Source organism: Methylocapsa acidiphila B2, from assembly GCF_000427445.1.
GTDB lineage: Bacteria > Pseudomonadota > Alphaproteobacteria > Rhizobiales > Beijerinckiaceae > Methylocapsa > Methylocapsa acidiphila.
In genome coordinates this window covers 2,560,913-2,578,489 of record NZ_KE386496.1, presented here as the reverse complement: position 1 = coordinate 2,578,489, position 17,577 = coordinate 2,560,913, and the positions used below count along the sequence as shown (strand labels likewise).

Here is a 17,577-nt window from a genome sequence, read left to right as displayed (position 1 = left end):
ATGACAGGATGACAAGGCTCCGGATCGCGTCATTGCGCTCGCTCAATAGGCTGCGCAGTCCGAGATTCGCGGCTCGGGCTAGACGAGGGCGGCGAAATTCGCGCGGCGCCGACCAGCCGTTTCGATTTCTCCACCATGAACGTTGGATTATTGTTGGGGGATCTTGTCCATTTCAAGATTGGCCGCGGGCGCTGGTCGACATGCCGGAGCTGGCGTCGCGGCCAAAGCGGCTCAGGGGCGTCGCGCGATCGCTTCGAGCTGGCGCCGGTAATCGGCTTCGATCTCGATGTCGGCGGCGTCTGCGCCGGCGAGCAGCAGCGCTGCGATGAAGCTCTGATCGTCGGCGGGGTCGGCGAGGGCTGTTTCGATCGGCGGCACGCTGAGGCGCGGCCGAGTCAGATTGAAGCGCTGCTCACGGATCACGGAGGACCATTTCCGCCGCATCCATTGGGCGAGAAGCGGCGCAAGCTCCTGCATGAAATTTGACGAACGGAGCCGCTGCAGCAGGCGCAGCCCGGAATTCCATATGTCCTTTGCGTCCAGCGCCTTGCCGTCGAGCATGGCCTTGAGCGCTTGGCCGACCGCGTCGTCGAGCGTGACGATCGGATCGATGGTCTGCATGCAGTGCGCGATCGCTGAGGAGCCCGGATAGATTGGGCCCATCTGCTTGGTCAAAAGGCCATGCAGCTCGATGACGGCTTCGCGATTGTCGCCCAGGCCGGCGGAGATGCAAAAGGCCATGACCGCGTCATCGGCGACTTCACGGACGCTTTCCTCGCGCAGATCGACATTGGACAGGGTCGGAACGACGCCGCGGGGAAGCGCGAGCTTCTCGAGCGTCGGAAGCACGCGCAAATAGGCGGTCGCCTCCAGCCATCCCATCAACGCCCCGGCGAAAGCGGCCGCACCGCGCTCGCGGATCGCCGAATTGATTCGCTCCTTTCGCTGCATCACCTCGGACATGGAATCGTTTCTCTCGGATCTGGGCGGGCGAAGAATCGCCGCGCCGAGCTCTGCTCCGCACGCGGCGTGATCCGCGCTTCGGAGCATTTTCCATTCCAGATGCATCGCGAGCAAGGCCGACACGAAATGCGGCGGACCGAGGCCTAGGTTTGAAAGCGTTAACTTCTTGGCATTTTCCTATTAGCCTCTGGGCTGCGCAGCAATCGCGCGGCGCGACCGGAGAGGGAGGAAACGATGCGATTGCGCTTTTTCGCGGCGTCAGTCGCGTTCGGCTTGGGGGCGTTCGGCGCGGCCTTGGCCCAGGACAAGGGGACGCTCGAGCCGAAGCCTTTGCCGCCGCTCGCGCATCCAGAGGATCCCGCGACGCCCGCTAAGGAATTATTCGGCCGCCAGGCCGAGCCCGCGCCCCTGGCGGCACGGACGATCGGCTTCTATTCGCGTGGATGCCTCGCTGGCGGCCAGCCTCTTCCGGTCAACGGGCCGGCATGGGAGGTAATGCGGCTTTCGCGCAACCGGAATTGGGGTCATCCGGCGCTGATCGCCTTTCTCGAGCGTTTCGCGCGCAAGGTGCCGGGCGTGAGCCATTGGCCCGGCATTCTCGTCGGCGACATGTCACAGCCGCGCGGCGGCCCGATGCTCACCGGTCACGCCTCGCACCAGATCGGTCTGGACGCCGACATTTGGCTGACGCCTATGCCAAATCGCGATCTGTCGCGAGCTGAGCGCGAGGAAATGTCGGCGGTGAATGTCGTGCGCGCCGACCGGCTCGACGTCGACGCGACGAAATGGACGCCGGATCATCTCGCCGTGATCAAGGCGGCGGCGCAGGACCCGGAGGTTCAGCGCATCTTCGTCAACGCCGCGATCAAGAAGGCGATCTGCCGAGACGCGACGGGCGACCGCTCGTGGCTCGGCAAGGTGCGTCCCTATTACGGACATGACTATCATTTCCATGTCCGGCTCGCCTGTCCGGCCGGCGAGGACGCATGCAAGGATCAGGATCCGACGCCTCCGGGCCAAGGCTGCGACGCCTCGCTCGCTTGGTGGTTTTCCGATCAGATCCTGCATCCGAAGCCAGGGCCATGGAAACCGAAGCCGCCGCTGACCATGGCGCAATTGCCCACAGACTGCCAAAGGGTTCTCATCGCGAGATAGGCTGGGCCCGCCTTGCTGGCGCGCGAAATGTATGCAGGATGACATTCAGATTAACCGGAGTGCGGGCGTCACTTGGTCGAGTTTCTGCATGCGTTTCATCCGCTTTATTCGATTTCCGGGTTCTTCGTGGGCGGGCTCGTCGGGTTCACCGGCGTCGGCGGCGGTTCCTTGATGACGCCATTGCTGGTTCTGGCCTTCGGCATCGCGCCGACGACCGCCGTCGGCACGGATCTCCTCTACGCCGCCATCACCAAGAGCAATGGCACGCTCGTTCATTCGCTGAACGGCACGGTCGACTGGCGCATCGCCGGGCGGCTCGCGGCCGGCAGCGTTCCGGCGACGATCGCGGCGCTCGTCGCGCTTTCTCTGCTCGGAAAATCAGGCGGCCATGTCGCCAATGGCGTCATCACCTCGGTTCTGGGCTTCGCCTTGATCTTGACCGCGGTCGTCATCCTGTTTCGCGGTTGGCTGCTCCGATACATCGCCGCGCATACGGATCGGCTGACCGATCGCCAGACTCGGCTTCTGACCCATCTTCTTGGCGCCTTTCTCGGCGCGCTCGTGTCCATCTCCTCGGTCGGGGCTGGGGCCATCGGCATCACGGTCCTTTTGGCCCTCTATCCGAGATTGCCGACCGTCCGCTTGATCGGCTCCGACATCGCGCATGCCGTTCCGCTGACATTCGTCGCCGGAGCCGGCCATTGGCTCATGGGCTCGGTGGATTGGGTCCTGCTCGTTTCGCTCTTGATCGGGTCGCTCCCTGGAATCGCCATCGGCTCCTATCTCGCCGCCAGGATCCCCGACAAGTTTTTACGGCCGGTCCTCGCCAGCACGCTGGCCGCGGTCGGGGCCAAGCTCTCCATCTGAACTCGGCCGTTCCGGTCCGCTATCGACCCAAGGCGCGCCGTGCGGCGACAGCCTGGGCGAGACGCTCCAAAAGCGCGACGGAGCTTTCCCAGTCGATGCAGCCGTCGGTGATGCTCTGGCCATAGACCAGCGGCTGGCCAGGAACGAGATCCTGGCGGCCGGCGCGCAAATGGCTTTCGATCATGACCCCGATGATTCTTTGCTCGCCGGCGGCGATTTGCGCCGCGACATCCTCGATCACTTGTCCCTGATTTTCCGGCTTCTTGCGGCTGTTGGCATGGCTGGCGTCGATCATCAGAAGCGGCGTCACCCCGGACTTCACCGCCTCGGCGCAGGCCGAGGCGACGCTGGCGGCGTCGTAATTGGGCGCGTTGCCGCCGCGCAGAATGATATGGCAGTCCTCGTTGCCGGCCGTGGAGGCGATGGCGCTCTGGCCGGTCTTGGTCACGGCGAGGAAATGATGCGGGCAGGAGGCCGCCTTCACCGCGTCGACGGCGATCCGCACATTGCCGTCGGTGCCGTTCTTGAAGCCGATCGGGCAGGAGAGGCCGGAGGCGAGCTCGCGATGGACCTGGCTCTCGGTTGTGCGGGCGCCGATCGCGCCCCAACTCACGAGATCGGCGATATATTGCGGCGTGATCATGTCGAGGAACTCGCAGCCCGCCGGCAAGCCGAGATCATTGACGTCGAGGAGTAGCCCGCGCGCGATGCGCAAGCCCTGGTCGATCGCGAAGCTGCCGTCGAGATGCGGATCGTTGATCAGTCCCTTCCAGCCGACCGTCGTGCGCGGCTTCTCGAAATAGACCCGCATGAAGATCTCAAGCTCGCCCGCGAGCCGCTTGCGCGCCTCGGCGAGCCGTGCGGCGTAGTCGCGCGCGGCGACTGGATCGTGGATGGAGCAGGGACCGATCACGACGGCGAGGCGATCGTCCTCGCCGCGGAGAATGCGGCGCAAAGCGTCGCGCGCGTTGATGACGGTCTTGGTCGCGGTCTCGGTGCGAGGGCATTCGCGAATGATTTCGGCGGGGGTCGCGAGTTCCTTGATCTCGCAAATGCGAAGGTCGTCAGTGCTCAACACGGCTTCGGCTCCGAATTTTGCCGGGGCCCGCGGCATGAAAAAGCCGCCAGGCGAACCGGGCGGCTGGTGAAGGACTTTTGCGATGTCGTCAGATCATGCGCATCGAGCCTCAGCCGCTGGCGAGGAAAACCAATAAAACCAGAAATAGGCGCGGCTGGAGACGAGCAACATGGCCGTCACCGTAGCGCAGACGAAAACCCTTGTCATATGGTTTTTGCGCCGATGCCGCCGCGGGCGGGCAAGCGATCCCGGCCGCGAGTGGCGTTCGCTGGTCAGCTAATTGTCGTCGTGGCGCGGAAACGCTGCACGGCTCGCGACAAGGCCGGCGACCGGCGCCGCGCGATCAAAAATCCGACGGCCGCCGCGCCTAAGACGAAGCTGCCGACCGCGTAAGGCAATGCGCTGGCCGACGGCCCAACCCGGAAGGGAAAACGCGAGACGAAGATTCGACCGTGGTAGTCCCGCGCCGTGACAACGCCGATGTAACTGCCATTCTTGAAATCATGCTGCAAGGTCAGCGTGCCGGCGGGATATTTCTCTGGCGGAAGGTAGACTTCGGTCTGCTCCTCCGGATCCTCTTCGTCCTGTCCGACATTGCGCACGATTCGAAAGTCGATCTGCATGTCTCGCAGTTCATTGTAATGGTCCGAGGCCAAGCCCATTCCGCCGGAGTTTTGCTCAACGTCGAGAACGATCAGCGTTCTGCCCGAAGCCGGGAGATCGGCGCAGAATGCTTCTTTCGATTGGACCTCCGGCTGAAAGCCGCTGTAATTGAGCAAATAGGGACCGATCCGAATAGAGCAGTGGTCCCGCACCACGGTCGCGGTCTCGAAGGCCCGCGCGGGAGAAGCAAAAAGAGCGGCGATCGCGAGTGCGAGGAGCAGCAACGGCTTGGTCGTCATGTGCCTTTCTCCCAAATGGAGCGTTCGATTGGCGAATGGCCATCGAGCTTTGCGTGCTCTTAAGACGGATGAACGAGCGATCTCACGTCGCATGACAGAAGGGCGGAAGCCGCATTCGCGCGGCCGGCGGGATTCGATAGCTTGTCGAAACTCTGGGCCGGCCCTGCTAAGCTTCGGTCAAAGCAATGACGGACGCTGCGCGCGGCGCGAAGGGAAATCGGCGTATGGATCTCACTAGGAGCGCTTTGCTCACGGATCTCTATCAACTCAACATGCTGCAGGCCTATCAGGATAGCGGCGAGACGCGGGAGGCCGTGTTCGAGTTTTTCGTGCGCCGATTGCCGCCGCGGCGCGGTTTTCTGGTCGCGGCCGGGCTCGAGCAGGCGCTCGACTATCTTCAAGATTTCCGTTTCGCGCCAGACGAGATCGCATGGCTCGCCGCGAGCGGCCGATTTAGTGGCGCGTTTCTGCAAAAGCTCGAGACCATGCGCTTCACCGGCTCGGTCGAGGCCATGCCCGAGGGCGGCGTTTTTTTCGCCAACGAGCCTGTCCTGCGCGTCACCGCGCCCTTGGCCGAGGCGCAACTCGTCGAGACGCGGCTGATGAACATTCTGCATTATCAGACGCTGGTCGCCTCCAAGGCGGCGCGCATGCGCCTCGCAGCGCCGGGCAAGACTCTCGTCGATTTCGGCTTTCGCCGCGCGCATGGCGCCGAGGCGGGGCTGATGGCGGCGCGCGCGAGCTATATCGTGGGGTTCGACGGGACGGCGACCGTGCTCGCCGGCGCGCTTTTTGGCATTCCCCTCTATGGGACCATGGCGCATTCCTTCATCGAGACCTTTGACGACGAATCTGCCGCCTTCGCGGCTTTCGCCCACGCCCGGCCCGATGGGCTTATCCTCTTGATCGACACTTATGACGCGGAGGCCGCTGCCCACAAAATCGTCGCCCTCGCGCCCAAGCTCGGCGCGGCGGGAATCCGCGTCGCCGGGGTCCGCATCGATAGCGGCGATCTGGTCGTCCTGGCGCGAAAGATCCGGCGCATACTCGACGAGGGCGGGCTCGCTGAGACGACGATCTTCGCCAGCGGCGGCCTGGACGAGGATGATCTCGTCTCGTTCACGCATCAGGACGCGCCGATCGACGGCTATGGCCTCGGCACGTGCCTCACCACATCTTCCGACGCAGCCTCGCTCGATTGCGTCTACAAGCTCGAGGAATATGCCGGGCTTGCGCGGCTCAAACGCGCCCCCGGCAAAGCGACTTGGCCCGGCCGCAAGCAGGTCTGGCGCAGCTTCGCCGAAGGCCGGATGACGGGCGATGCGCTCTCGCTCGAAAGCGATGACGCGCAGTCGGGCGAGCCGCTGCTCGCGCCTGTGATGCGCGAGGGACGTCGTCTCTCTCCGCCGCCGACTCTGGAAGAAATCCGTGCGCGCGCCCGCGCGGAATTGGCGCGCTTGCCGGCTCCCTTGCAAAAGCTGGAGTCGGGCGCGACCTATCCTCTTGTGGTCGCTGCGCCCTTGCGCCGTCTCGCCAAAGACGTCGAGCGTCGGCTCGGCCTCGCTGAGGAGCCAGTTTGAGCAAGCTGATCGGGCGATCGGATGCCGACGTTCTGCTCGTCATCGACGTGCAGAGAGATTTTTGTCCCGGCGGGAGTCTACCCGTCCCGGGCGGCGACGAGGTCGCGCCGCTGATCAGCAGGCTCGCGCAGGCTTTCGATCATGTCGTCATGACGCAGGATTGGCATCCGCCGGACCATGCCTCCTTCGCGTCCTCTCATCCGGGGCGGAAGCCTTTCGAGGAAATCGACTTGCCTTACGGCCGGCAAATTCTTTGGCCGGACCATTGCGTTCAGGGTGCGGGAGGCGCCGATTTTCACCCCGCTTTGGACATTCCTCATGCCGCGCTGGTGCTGCGCAAGGGCCATCGCCGAGACATTGATTCCTATTCCGCTTTCTTCGAGAACGATCGGCGGACGCCGACCGGCCTTTGCGGCTATTTGCGCGAACGCGGCTTTGCCCGCGTCGTTCTGACCGGGCTCGCCCTCGACGTCTGCGTCCGTTGGACGGCGGAAGACGCGAAGAGACTCGGTTTTTCCGTCGCTGTCGTCGAGGACGCTTGCCGCGCCCTCGGTCTCGCGGGCTCGACCTCGGCCTGGAACAGCTTCCGCGAGATCGGCGTCGATCGCTTCGCGACGGCCGACATTCTCTAAAGTTGCGCGCTTCGCTGGCGCCATCTTCCGAGGAATTCGCTCGCTTTTGCGGGATTTCGCCGTGCCTTGGTTCGGGCTGGAGAGCCGGGCGTCTAAAGCAAGCGGGAGGTTTCGACGCGGCTTGACGATGGGTGTGCTGCGTGCTTCTATATAGTAGTTTTATAGACTATATAGACTCAAAGAGAGGCCTCATGCGAAAAGCGCTCAATACCCTTCCCGGCCTGACCTTCGCCTTGACCATGGCTTTCGGCGCGGCGCAAGCCGCTTCGCTGCGGGACGCCGCCACCGCCCTTGGCGCCGCCAATGTCAAATCCATCGAATTTTCAGGCTCGGGGCGCTGGTTCCAATTCGGCCAGGCGCCGATCCCCAACGCCCCTTGGCCGCAATTCGACGTGACGAGCTATGTCGCCGACATTAATTACGACGTTCCGAGCGCTCGTGTGCAGCAGGTGCGCAAGCAGGCGATTGAGCCAGGCCGGCTGAGACCCGACCCGGTCGAGCAGAAACCCGACCTCTATGTGAGCGGGGGAACGGCTTGGAACGTAGCGCCGCCGCCGAACTCGCCGCCCGGAACGGCCCCCGTCCCGACCTCGCAGCCGGGCGCGGTCGAAGAGCGACTCGCGGAAATATGGGCGACTCCGCAAGGTTTCTTGAAGGCGGCGCTCGCGAATGACGCCAAATCGGAGCCCGCGGGCGCCAATCTGGAGGTCTCTTTCACGGCCGGCGGCAAATATCATTATGTCGGGGTCATCAACGCGCGCAACCAACTCGAGCGCGTCCGCACTTGGATCGACAGTCCCGTGCTCGGCGACACGTTGGTGGAAACAAGCTTCAGCGATTACAAGGATTTCGGCGGCGCGCAATTTCCCGCCCATATCGTGCGCACCCAGGGCGGGCATCCGGTGCTCGACCTGAATGTGGCGGCGGTCAAGCTCAATCCCGCCGTCGACATAGCCGCGCCGCAAAATGTCGCGGCGGCGCCGGCTCCCGCGCCCGTCGCGGTCAACAAGCTCGCCAATGGCGTTTATTATCTGACCGGGGGAACCCATCACAGCGTCGCCATCGAACAGCGCGATCATGTCGTGCTGGTGGAAGCGCCGCTCAATGAGGAGCGATCGCTCGCCCTGATCGACAAGATCAAGGAGCTCGCTCCCAACAAGCCGATCAAATATGTCGTCGCCAGCCACGTCCATTTCGATCATTCGGGCGGCCTGCGCACCTTCGTCGACGCGGATGCGGTCATTGTGGCGCATGAGCTCGATAAGCCCTATCTCGAAGGGGCATGGGCTGCGCCGCACACGCTGCGCCCGGACCTTCTGTCGCGATCGCAAAAGCCCGCTAAATTCGAGACCTATAGCGATCGACATGTGCTGACCGACGGGTCGAGGGCGATTGAAATTCATCGCATCGCCGGAAACGGCCATAGCGACGACCTGGCGCTGGTCTATCTGCCGGCCGAAAAAATCCTGATCGAGGCCGACGCCTATACGCCGACGCCGGGCAATCCCCCCGCGACGCCGAACCCCTATTCCGTCAACCTTTATGACAACATCCAAAAGCTCAAGCTCGACGTGGCTCAGATCGCAGCCCTCCATGGTCCGGGCGTCGTCACGCTCGCCGACCTCCGCGCCGCCATCAGCCAGGCGACGAACTGATCGTCGCGGCGTTTCGGTTTCCAAAATCGGATTTATCGCTTCGCTTTTAGGAGGGCCTGCTCGACGCGAGCAGGCCCTCAATTGCATGGCGCTTGATGCCTTCGGTGGATTTTATATGGGGCTGAGCGTCTTTGGCGCGGCCTTCACGATCCGCGCCTTGAGGGAATCATAGATCGGCGGCTCGCCGAGGATGGACGCAGTCGCCATGGCGGAGAAGCAGGCGGCGAGCATGGGCAAGAGCAGGTTCGAGGTTTGGGTCATCTCGGTGACGAGGATGATGCCCGTCAGCGGCGCGCGCACGACGGCGCTGAACAAAGCGGCCATGCCGACGATCGCGAAAGAGACCGCGTGAGCGGCCGGATCGACGCCGGCGGGATGCCACAAGCCGCCAAAAAAATAGCCCATTTGCGCGCCGAGGACGAGGAGAGGCGCGAATATGCCCCCTGGCGCGCCGGAGGAATAGGAGGCGGCGCCGAGGCCGAGCCGGAGCAGGTAAAGCAAGGGGATCAGACTCAATGCATAGGCGCCGTCGAGGGTCTGCTGGATGAGTTGCTCGCCGTCGCCGGCGAGGCGGGGCGCGAACCAGGCCAGCGCGCCGACAGCCGCGCCGAGCAGGGCGCCGCGCAACTCCGGCGGCCATCGCGTGAGCCTATCGGCCGCCGCGAGCGCGCCGAGAAGCACGCGGCTATAGATGACGCCCAGCGCGCCGGCCACAGCCCCCAGGGCGAAGCTGAGCAGATTATCGGCCGGCTCTGGATAAGGAAGGTCGGCGACCGTAAAAGCCGGCGCAGGGCCAGTTAGGAGTTGCGCCATCACGATCGCGCTGCCCGCTGCGCCCAGCGCGGCGATGGCGTCGCGAGGGTCGAAACGCCGGATCAGTTCCTCCAGCACGAAGGCTGAACCCGAGAGGGGCGCATTGAAGGCGGCGGCGAGGCCGGCTCCGGCTCCGGCCGCGATGAGCGACCGGCGATCGTCCGGGTTGCGCCCGAATGCTTTTCCGAGCGCATCAGCCAAGGTCGCGCCCATTTGCACGGAAGGCCCTTCGCGGCCGAGCGCGAGGCCGGAGCCGATCGCCAGAACGCCGCCGATGAATTTGATCGGAAGTAGCAGCAAGGAAGGCGGCGGCAGCTCGCCGCCGATCACGGCCTCGATCTGAGGAATGCCGCTGCCGGCGGCATGCTCCATGAAACGGCGCACGAGCCACACGGCGAGCGCCGTCGCCACAGCGGCGCCCACGACGATCAAGCCGAAGCCGAGAAGCGGAGCGTCGCTCCACCAAAGGGGCATTGCGGAGCGGAGATGGGAGGCTTGCCGCAAGGCCAGCCGGAACAGCCCGCCGATTAATCCGGCGCCCGCCCCGGCGGCGCCTGCAAGCAGCGCCAAAGGGATCAAGCCCGAGCCGATCGTAAGTCCGCGTCCGACCGCCCTCCTGGCTTGGACCGAGGCTTTCTCCAGCGCCCGGGCCGAGGCGCGCGGATTGATGCGGTCCTCGCGGAAAGAACGAGAAGGTTCTTCGCTGGCCGCGCGAGGGGCGGGCGGAGCTTCGGGAAACGCGTCGGACTCGGCGTCTGGAAGTGCGGGAGATGAGACGTCGTTTGCGTCCTGCGCCAAGATTTTGGCGCGGATCGCCTCGAGGACTTCTCCGCGAGTCCCCTCAGTGTTCCGCCGAGGCTCGAAAATCTCGTGTTCCAAAAGAAGGTCGCTGGCCGCGCCGATCATGATGAGATGCTCGGCATTATCGCGGCGAATGACGACGAGCCGCCGCGTCGAATCGATCTCTAGGGTTTCACCGACGCTCAGGCGGGACGAATTCGGGGTTCCGCGCCGCAACGCGAGAGACTTAGCCGTTAGGGCGCGGCGGAGGATCAGGAGAAATAGGCAGAGTCCAAGGGCGAGCGCCGTCGCAGCGATGGCGAACGGCAGGCTGTCGCTTCCGAATATGGCGTCCAATATCGGCGTCCCAGCAGGTCGCGCGGCGAATCCGGCAGGGGCCTACATATCCGATTGCGCCGCCGCCGGACACGCGCATCTTCGGCGCCGCAATATTTAGCCGTTCTTACTGAGGGCGCCGCCATCCGAATTGAAAGAGCGCATGCGCCGGATCTAGCGGGAGAGCGGCGCATAAGCGCCGAAACCAGGCGGCAGGATCGGCTGGGCTCCGGTGATGATTTTCGGCAAGGGGATCGCCGCGAGCCGATAGGCGTAGCCATGCGACAGATCCATGGGCCGCTGCGGCGGTAAAGGGGCCTCTGAAATCGGAGCCTCCGAAATCTGGACCATCGCCGTTTGCGCAAGCGGCGGTGCGGCCACGGCTTTGGCGTTTTCCTGGAATGCCGAGCCCGTCTCGGGCGCGTGCTCCGTTAAAGCGATCTCGCCGGGCTCGACGTCCGCCGGCCGAGGCGGCGGCAAAGGCGTCTCGGTTGCGGGCGCTTCGGCCGAAGCCAGCCTCGCTTGCGACCCCGCCCGCGCGATGGCGATCTTGTCGCGAGGCGCGTCGGCCCGCGATCCGGCGTCTCCGAAGCCGGAAAAAAGATTTTGCATCAGGCCGGCGAAAATGGATCCTTGTTCCGCCGGGGCCTGCTGGACCGGGCCGCGAAGCGAAGGCGGCGTCTTGCGCGGGGTGCGGGCGGCGACCATGACGCGGTCCTCATTGCAATTTCGGACGCCGAGCCCGATCAATTCGCTGCCGCGCAAAACCTTGTATTCGCGCGTCAGGCCGCCGAGCCGCGCACGCACGGCCGGCGGATAGGAATCGAAAAGCTGTTGCGAGACATTGGCGTCGGTCTGATGATTGCGCGGATCGTACGCGAGATGGAATTTGAGGATGCTGTCCGGATAGACGCAAACATTGGGCAGGCTCAGCGCCAGGGTGCAGGCGGAACGGCACTCATGGAGCCTGACTTCGCGATCCGAGGACCGATAGATCTCGGTTTGGGCCTGATAATCCGTGACATAGCCGCCGACATCCTTGGTGACCACGACGGGCGCCGGCATCGGCGGCGGAGCGAGATAACCCAATGTTCACCTACTCTCGACTTTCACCAACGCAACGGCTCCGACGGCAGAGGCTATCCAAGCGTGGTGAACGCATTCTTAAGCAATCCGCCCGAAATCTGATTCGTCGAGCATGAGCGGCAAAGCCTATGCGAAGCTGAAATCTCCAAATGCGCACTGTGCTGGAAATTATGGCGCGACTTTGACCGCTCTTAATTCGTGGGTCTTAATTCGCGGGCGCGCGATTTCTTGTTGGAAGATCTTTGGGGCTCTATATTGAACCTTGCGACATTGCAGGCGCAGCGGCGTCGCCGATTTAGTTCGTTTGAGATCTCGGCCCGAGCGCCTGAAAATGAGACAGTCCAAAATGGCGCGATACGAGATGACGAAGGTTGGTCAGAGTCCACTTGCCGTCGACCCGGGCTTCGGGATCTACGTGCATTGGCCCTTCTGCCTCTCCAAATGTCCCTATTGCGATTTCAACAGCCATGTCCGTGCCGAGTCGATCGACGAGGGCCGCTTTCTTGCCGCCTATCGCGCGGAGCTCGGCCATCGCGCCGGCCTGACCATGGGCCGCACCGTATCTTCGGTTTTCTTCGGCGGCGGCACGCCGTCTTTGATGCAGGCCGGCACGGTCGCGGCGATACTCGATGCGATCGCCGATCATTGGTCCATCGCCCCGCATGCGGAAATTACGTTGGAGGCCAATCCGACCAGCGTAGAGGCCGGCCGCTTTCGCGGCTTTCGCGCCGCCGGCGTCAATCGAATCTCGCTCGGGGTGCAGGCGTTGAACGACGTCGACTTGAAGGCGCTTGGCCGCGCCCATTCGGCGGCCGAGGCCCTGGCGGCGGTGGAGATCGCCGCATCGATCTTCGAGCGCTATTCCTTCGATCTGATCTATGCGCGGCCAAATCAAACTCCGCAGGATTGGCGGCGGGAGCTGGACGCCGCCCTGAAGCGCGCGCGCGACCATCTTTCCCTTTATCAATTGACGATCGAGCCCGACACAATGTTCGAGCGGCTGCGCGACGGCGGCAAGCTCAGGGTTCCCGATGTGGATCTCGCGCGCGACCTCTGGGACACGACCCAGGAGGTCATGGGCAGGGCCGGCCTTCCAGCCTATGAAGTCTCCAATCATGCGCGGCCCGGAGCCGAGAGCCGTCATAATCTCATTTACTGGCGCTATGGCGAATATGTCGGCGTGGGCCCCGGCGCGCATGGCCGGATCTCAACTCCTGCCGGACGACGCGCCCAGGCGACGGAGCGGCACCCTGAAATGTGGCTCACCGTCGTCGAGGGCGACGGCCATGCGCTTGTCGAGGACGAGCTTCTCACAAAGGAAGAGCAGGGCGATGAATTTCTTCTGATGGGCCTCAGGCTCGCCGAAGGAATCGAGCCCGATCGTTTCGAAGCCATGTCGGGACGGCGCCTCGATCCAGATCGGGTCGCTTCTCTGGTCGCCGAGGGCATGGTCGAATATGCGCCGCAGGGAAGATTGAGAGTGAGCGTGGAAGGCTTCCCGGTGCTCGACGCGGTCGTCGCCGATCTCGCGGCCTGAAGTCGCGGCGTCTCGCTCTGTTCGGCGCGTTTTCGCCATTTTCAACATTTCGTCTCGAATCGATCCCGGATCCAGGGGTTGACTCGACGCGGCGTTGTCACGTCGGGTTCGGGTGAAACGCCGGACTCGTTAATTCTCGTTCCGTTCTTTCCATGCGGCGCCCCAGTCGTTCCAACGCGTTGAATCCCTTGCGTCCCATGCGGGTGAGGCGAACCGTCGCGCAAGGCTCGAGCGAGCGTGACGCGCTATAGGAAATCGGCGCATGAAACCCCTTCGCCCAGCGGACACATGGTCGCCACATTCAGCGACTTATGTTGAACCAATCGCAACGATTCCGGATCGGCGGCGATCTCGCTGAGGGGGCGCGGACTGCCATGCAACGGGACATTAACCGGTCGATCATTAAGAGGTGTCTTACGACAAAGGCGGCCTTCGACGTTAACCGATCGGCGTTGCACGCGACGAACGCCCTACTGGTGAGAATTGATTTGCGACAACCGCGCGTCATCACGAATTTCAAACAGGGCGGCGTTTTCCAGGCCGCGGCCTATTTCGGCGTCTTCGTGCTCGGCTCCTTGCTGCCGTCGTCAACCGAAACCGCCGTCGCCAATGGCGATACGCGCACGTTGAGTCTCTACCATTCGCATACGGGCGAATCGATCGACGCGACCTTCCGCGTCAATGGCGCTTATGATCCGGCCGTTCTCGAGAAGCTCAACTGGTTCTTGCGCGACTGGCGCAACAACGACCGGACCAAGATGGATCCGCGCTTGTTTGACGTTGTATGGGAAACCTACCGCTCCGCAGGCGCCAATGAGCCGATTGTGGTTGTTTCCGCTTATCGGTCTCCCGAGACCAACGCCATGTTGCGTCGACGGTCGCGCGCGGTCGCCGAGCACTCGCAACATATACTCGGCAAGGCGATGGACACGACTATGCCGGGGATGTCCATGGAGAAGATTCGCGAGCTCGGCATGCGCCTGCAGAGAGGCGGCGTCGGCTATTATGGCAACGCGAATTTCGTCCATCTGGACGTCGGCAATGTGCGCCATTGGCCGCGCATGAGTTATGATCAGCTCGCCCGCCTCTTCCCTGACGGGAAGACCGTCCATCTCGCGTCTAATGGCAGAACGCTCCCGCGTTATGAAGAGGCCCGCGCCGAGATCGCCGCGCGCGGCGGCGTGACAACCGATGCGCCTGCCTCGAGCGGCGGCAATTTCTTTGCTTGGCTCTTTGGCAACCACGATCAAAATCGCGATCAGGAAGAAGACGCCGAGATCGTCCGCAGCGCGGGCTCTCGCCGCGACCGCACGAGGGTCGCCGGCCTCGGCGCGGCGGCGCCGGGACGCTCTGGGGTCGAGCAAGCGAGCGTAGCGGCGGCGCGAGGAAGCGCAGCGGATGACGATCGTGTCGCTTCCGCGCCGAAGGTCGCCTCGACGCCGAAAATCGCCGTCGCGCCCTCGCCGGAGCGTGAGCTCGATCAGGCGTCGAGCGCGAGCAAGACGGTCGTCGCCAGCCTTGGCGGCGCGACCAGTGCGATTGACGCAGCCGTCGCCGACAATGACGCCGAGGCGGCGTCCGGCGGTTTGCTCAAGGACAAGACGAGGACGGGATGGCTGGCCGCAGCCGCGCCATTGCCGCCGTCGCGTCCGCTTGATCTCGTCGCCGTCGCGGAAGCGCCGTTGCCCCCATCTCGGCCGCAAGGACTCGACCGCGTCGCGGCCTTGCCGGCGTCGGATCGGAGCGACGCCGGCGCAAAGCCGGCGGTTGCGACGAATGTCGCGGCGGGAGGGGCGACCCAGCTTGCCCGCGCGGCCAGCCTGCCTGTGGTCATCACACAGGGACCGAAAGACCAAGCCGGTTTGCCGACGCAGGTTCTCGCCTACGCGGATGGCGGACAAACGCCAAGGCTTCGCGGCGCAGCGACCGGCAAGGACGCCACCGAAGCGGAGCGCACGACAATCGTCTCGGCGCGGCCTGATCACGCCAATCTTCCGAGCCTCACAGGCGACGTCGCGAACGCCAGCGCACCGACTCCGTCCTTTCTTGGACAGGCGCTCACCGGCCTGCGCCAGGCGGCGCGCATCATTCCGGACGCCTTGTCCAATCTGCCGACAGCCGGCTTGGTGTCGGCCTTCCGCGCGGTGGCCAGCGAGCTCGACAGCGCGCATTTCTCCGCTCAAGCGACGAAGCAGGCGTCCGAAGCGGCAAACGTCGCGGATGGATCATCGCCGTCGGGCAAGTGACGCTCCAACGATCGACCGTGCTTTGGCCCTCCCAAAGCTAAAAGGCGAAAGCCCGCGCCGTTCAATCAATCGGACTCGGAACTTTCCGTCCTTTTATTCCATGTGGGGGCGCCGATCTGTCAGGCTCCATGCGCCGCCGCCCGCCGCCGCAAGATAAAGAAAGATAAAGCAAAACAGCACCGCGGGCTCGCCCTGGTTGAGCGCAGGGAAGAAGCCGCGTCCGGCATGGGCGAGGAAATAGGCGAAGGCCATCTGGCCGGACAGGATGAAAGCGACGGGCCGCGTGAACGCGCCGAGCAAAAGCAAGACGCCGCCAACAAGCTCCAGAATTCCCGCAACGCCCAGCAGCGACAGAAGCTTGAGACCCTCGAAACTGGCGACATGGGGAAAGCCGAACAGTTTCGCCGTCGCATGTTGGAGAAGCAGAAGCGCCGAAACGATCCTCAGCACGCTGAGGAGCCTGGGCGCCGAAAGCTCGGCGATGCGCGTCAAGGTCATGCGGAACAGTCCTTCTCCAAGAACGCGACGGTAATTTGCGGGATGCGCCGAGGGAAGCCGAGTTGAGACTTTGCCGGCGCATGGCTCGGCGACAATCCTCTCAGCCGCGCCCCTGCCGCGCGTATCGCGGCGGCCGCGCCTGCATGAGGCGGGGCAGGGCGCGATGGGTCAGAACGCCCTCGCGCATGAGCGCCCGTCGCAAGGGTCCGATCACCGAGAAGGCGACAAGGCCCGCGCCGCGCAGGAAATCGATCGGGAAGAGATTGGAGAGGAGCGAGCGGTTGAGAATATCGACCCCGTTCGTTCGCAGGGAAATATCGCCTCGGCGGGCCTTTGCGTAGGCAGAAAGCGCTTTCGCGCCGCCAATGTCCTCTCCTGCTTCCCGCGCGTCTTCGACCGCCTCGACCAGGGCGGCAATGTCGCGCAGGCTGAGGTTCAGGCCTTGCGCGGCGAGGGGCGGAAAAACATGGGCGGCCTCGCCGATCAGTGCGACGCGGTGGCCGAACAGGCTGTCGACGCTCATCCCAGCCATCGGGAAGAATCCGCAGGCGCCTTCGACCTCGATTTGGCCGACGCATGAATCAACCTGCTTTTCGATTTCGCGCGCGAGCGCTTCCGGCTCGAGCGCGGCTCGGCTGTCGGCGTCCTGCGCCGACATCAGCCAGACGAGGCTTGAACGATTCGGCCTGCCTTCGAGCGCGCGCAGCGGGACCAGCGTGCAAGGTCCCCATCGCGTGTGAAATTCGGTCGAGACATGGCGATGCGGCTTTCGATGGCTGAGCAGAGCCGTGAGCGCGACTTGAGGATAGGCCCAGTTGCGGGCGCCAATGCCCGCCTTGCTGCGCGCGAGCGATGCGCGGCCGTCGGCGGCGATGACCAGCTTGGCCTCCACGCGGCGTCCGTCGGCCAGCGTCGCTCGGACGATCTCAGGCTCATAGCTCAGGTCCTCGAGCAGACCCTCGTGCAGGTCGAGGCCGGGCGCGCGCGCCGCGATCTCCGCGAGACCGTCGACAAGGATACTGTTCTCGATATTCTCGCCGAAAGCCGTGAGGCCGATCTCGCGCGCCGCAAAGGTCACCGCCGGAACTGGAAGCCGCGCTTCGGTCGCGTCAATCATCGTGATTTTTTCGAGCGCGGCGGTCTTGCCGCGAAAATGCGCCCAAAGCCCGAGCGATTTGTAAAATCGGAGGGACGCTTCGAAAAGCGCGACCGTCCTGCCATTGGGGCGTCGGTCGAGGCGGCCGACGCAAACGACTGCGAAGCCCGCCTGGGCCAGAGCGAGAGCCGCGGACAGGCCGGCGGCCCCTGCGCCGGCCACGAGAATATCCGTCTTAATGTCCGGGCTAGCGAGAGACATGACCGCCTTGAGGCCAAACCGGAGAAGGCGGCCTGAGGCCGCCTTTCCAGAAATACGCGCGTATCGAAACTATTTAGCCCGGTCGAACGCGT

At 64.1% G+C, this 17,577-nt stretch carries 14 protein-coding genes; 7 read left to right on the top strand and 7 right to left on the bottom strand.

Annotation, left to right across the window (positions count from 1 at the left end; translation table 11 throughout):
• Positions 1-231 precede the first annotated feature (231 nt).
• Positions 232-963 carry a hypothetical protein gene (locus METAC_RS0114630; protein WP_036256575.1) on the bottom strand — a complete coding sequence of 244 codons (732 nt, stop codon included), beginning with the start codon at positions 961-963 and terminating at the stop codon, positions 232-234.
• A gap of 234 nt (positions 964-1,197) precedes the next feature.
• On the opposite strand from METAC_RS0114630, the gene mepA reads away from it, so the two are divergent.
• On the top strand, positions 1,198-2,118 hold the full coding sequence (gene mepA, locus METAC_RS0114625) for a penicillin-insensitive murein endopeptidase (RefSeq protein ID WP_026607618.1): 921 nt from the start codon (positions 1,198-1,200) through the stop codon (positions 2,116-2,118).
• A 72-nt stretch (positions 2,119-2,190) separates the two neighbouring features.
• The gene (locus METAC_RS0114620) at positions 2,191-2,985 is read left to right on the top strand and encodes a sulfite exporter TauE/SafE family protein (RefSeq protein WP_026607617.1); all 795 of its coding nucleotides are present in this window, start codon (positions 2,191-2,193) and stop codon (positions 2,983-2,985) included.
• 19 nt (positions 2,986-3,004) lie between these two features.
• On the opposite strand, the gene METAC_RS0114615 is transcribed toward METAC_RS0114620, so the two are convergent.
• Entirely contained in the window at positions 3,005-4,063 is a 1,059-nt protein-coding gene (locus METAC_RS0114615; RefSeq protein WP_026607616.1) for a 3-deoxy-7-phosphoheptulonate synthase, read from the bottom strand.
• 272 nt (positions 4,064-4,335) lie between these two features.
• Positions 4,336-4,965: a hypothetical protein gene (locus METAC_RS23820; RefSeq protein WP_051335596.1), complete on the bottom strand. Its 630-nt coding sequence runs from the start codon at positions 4,963-4,965 to the stop codon at positions 4,336-4,338.
• A 224-nt stretch (positions 4,966-5,189) separates the two neighbouring features.
• Between METAC_RS23820 and METAC_RS0114605 the strand changes: the two genes are divergently transcribed.
• From METAC_RS0114605 to METAC_RS0114595, 3 genes are all read left to right on the top strand, one after another.
• The gene (locus METAC_RS0114605) at positions 5,190-6,545 is read left to right on the top strand and encodes a nicotinate phosphoribosyltransferase (RefSeq protein WP_026607615.1); all 1,356 of its coding nucleotides are present in this window, start codon (positions 5,190-5,192) and stop codon (positions 6,543-6,545) included.
• A gap of 5 nt (positions 6,546-6,550) precedes the next feature.
• Positions 6,551-7,177, top strand: a complete 627-nt coding sequence (gene pncA / locus METAC_RS0114600; RefSeq protein ID WP_198017277.1) for a bifunctional nicotinamidase/pyrazinamidase — start codon at positions 6,551-6,553, stop codon at positions 7,175-7,177.
• A 191-nt stretch (positions 7,178-7,368) separates the two neighbouring features.
• On the top strand, positions 7,369-8,832 hold the full coding sequence (locus METAC_RS0114595) for an MBL fold metallo-hydrolase (RefSeq protein ID WP_026607613.1): 1,464 nt from the start codon (positions 7,369-7,371) through the stop codon (positions 8,830-8,832).
• 111 nt (positions 8,833-8,943) lie between these two features.
• Here the strand turns inward: METAC_RS0114595 and clcA are convergent, their stop codons facing one another.
• Both clcA and METAC_RS27145 read right to left on the bottom strand, forming a co-directional pair.
• Positions 8,944-10,782, bottom strand: coding sequence for a H(+)/Cl(-) exchange transporter ClcA (gene clcA, locus METAC_RS23815; RefSeq protein ID WP_156898231.1), 1,839 nt, complete (start codon positions 10,780-10,782; stop codon positions 8,944-8,946).
• 153 nt (positions 10,783-10,935) lie between these two features.
• Positions 10,936-11,850, bottom strand: a complete 915-nt coding sequence (locus tag METAC_RS27145; protein ID WP_026607612.1) for a hypothetical protein — start codon at positions 11,848-11,850, stop codon at positions 10,936-10,938.
• 358 nt (positions 11,851-12,208) lie between these two features.
• Here METAC_RS27145 and hemW point away from each other — a divergent pair, with 358 nt between their 5' ends.
• Together hemW and METAC_RS25290 are read left to right on the top strand one after the other, a co-directional pair.
• Positions 12,209-13,384, top strand: coding sequence for a radical SAM family heme chaperone HemW (hemW, locus tag METAC_RS0114580; protein WP_026607611.1), 1,176 nt, complete (start codon positions 12,209-12,211; stop codon positions 13,382-13,384).
• Positions 13,385-13,758: 374 nt separating this feature from the next.
• Positions 13,759-15,630, top strand: coding sequence for a peptidoglycan L,D-endopeptidase MepK (locus METAC_RS25290; RefSeq protein ID WP_084144008.1), 1,872 nt, complete (start codon positions 13,759-13,761; stop codon positions 15,628-15,630).
• A gap of 93 nt (positions 15,631-15,723) precedes the next feature.
• On the opposite strand, the gene METAC_RS0114570 is transcribed toward METAC_RS25290, so the two are convergent.
• Both METAC_RS0114570 and METAC_RS23805 read right to left on the bottom strand, forming a co-directional pair.
• Entirely contained in the window at positions 15,724-16,128 is a 405-nt protein-coding gene (locus METAC_RS0114570) for a DoxX family protein (RefSeq protein ID WP_026607610.1), read from the bottom strand.
• Between the two features lie 100 nt (positions 16,129-16,228).
• Positions 16,229-17,485: an FAD-dependent monooxygenase gene (locus tag METAC_RS23805; RefSeq protein ID WP_036255620.1), complete on the bottom strand. Its 1,257-nt coding sequence runs from the start codon at positions 17,483-17,485 to the stop codon at positions 16,229-16,231.
• Positions 17,486-17,577: the final 92 nt, after the last annotated feature.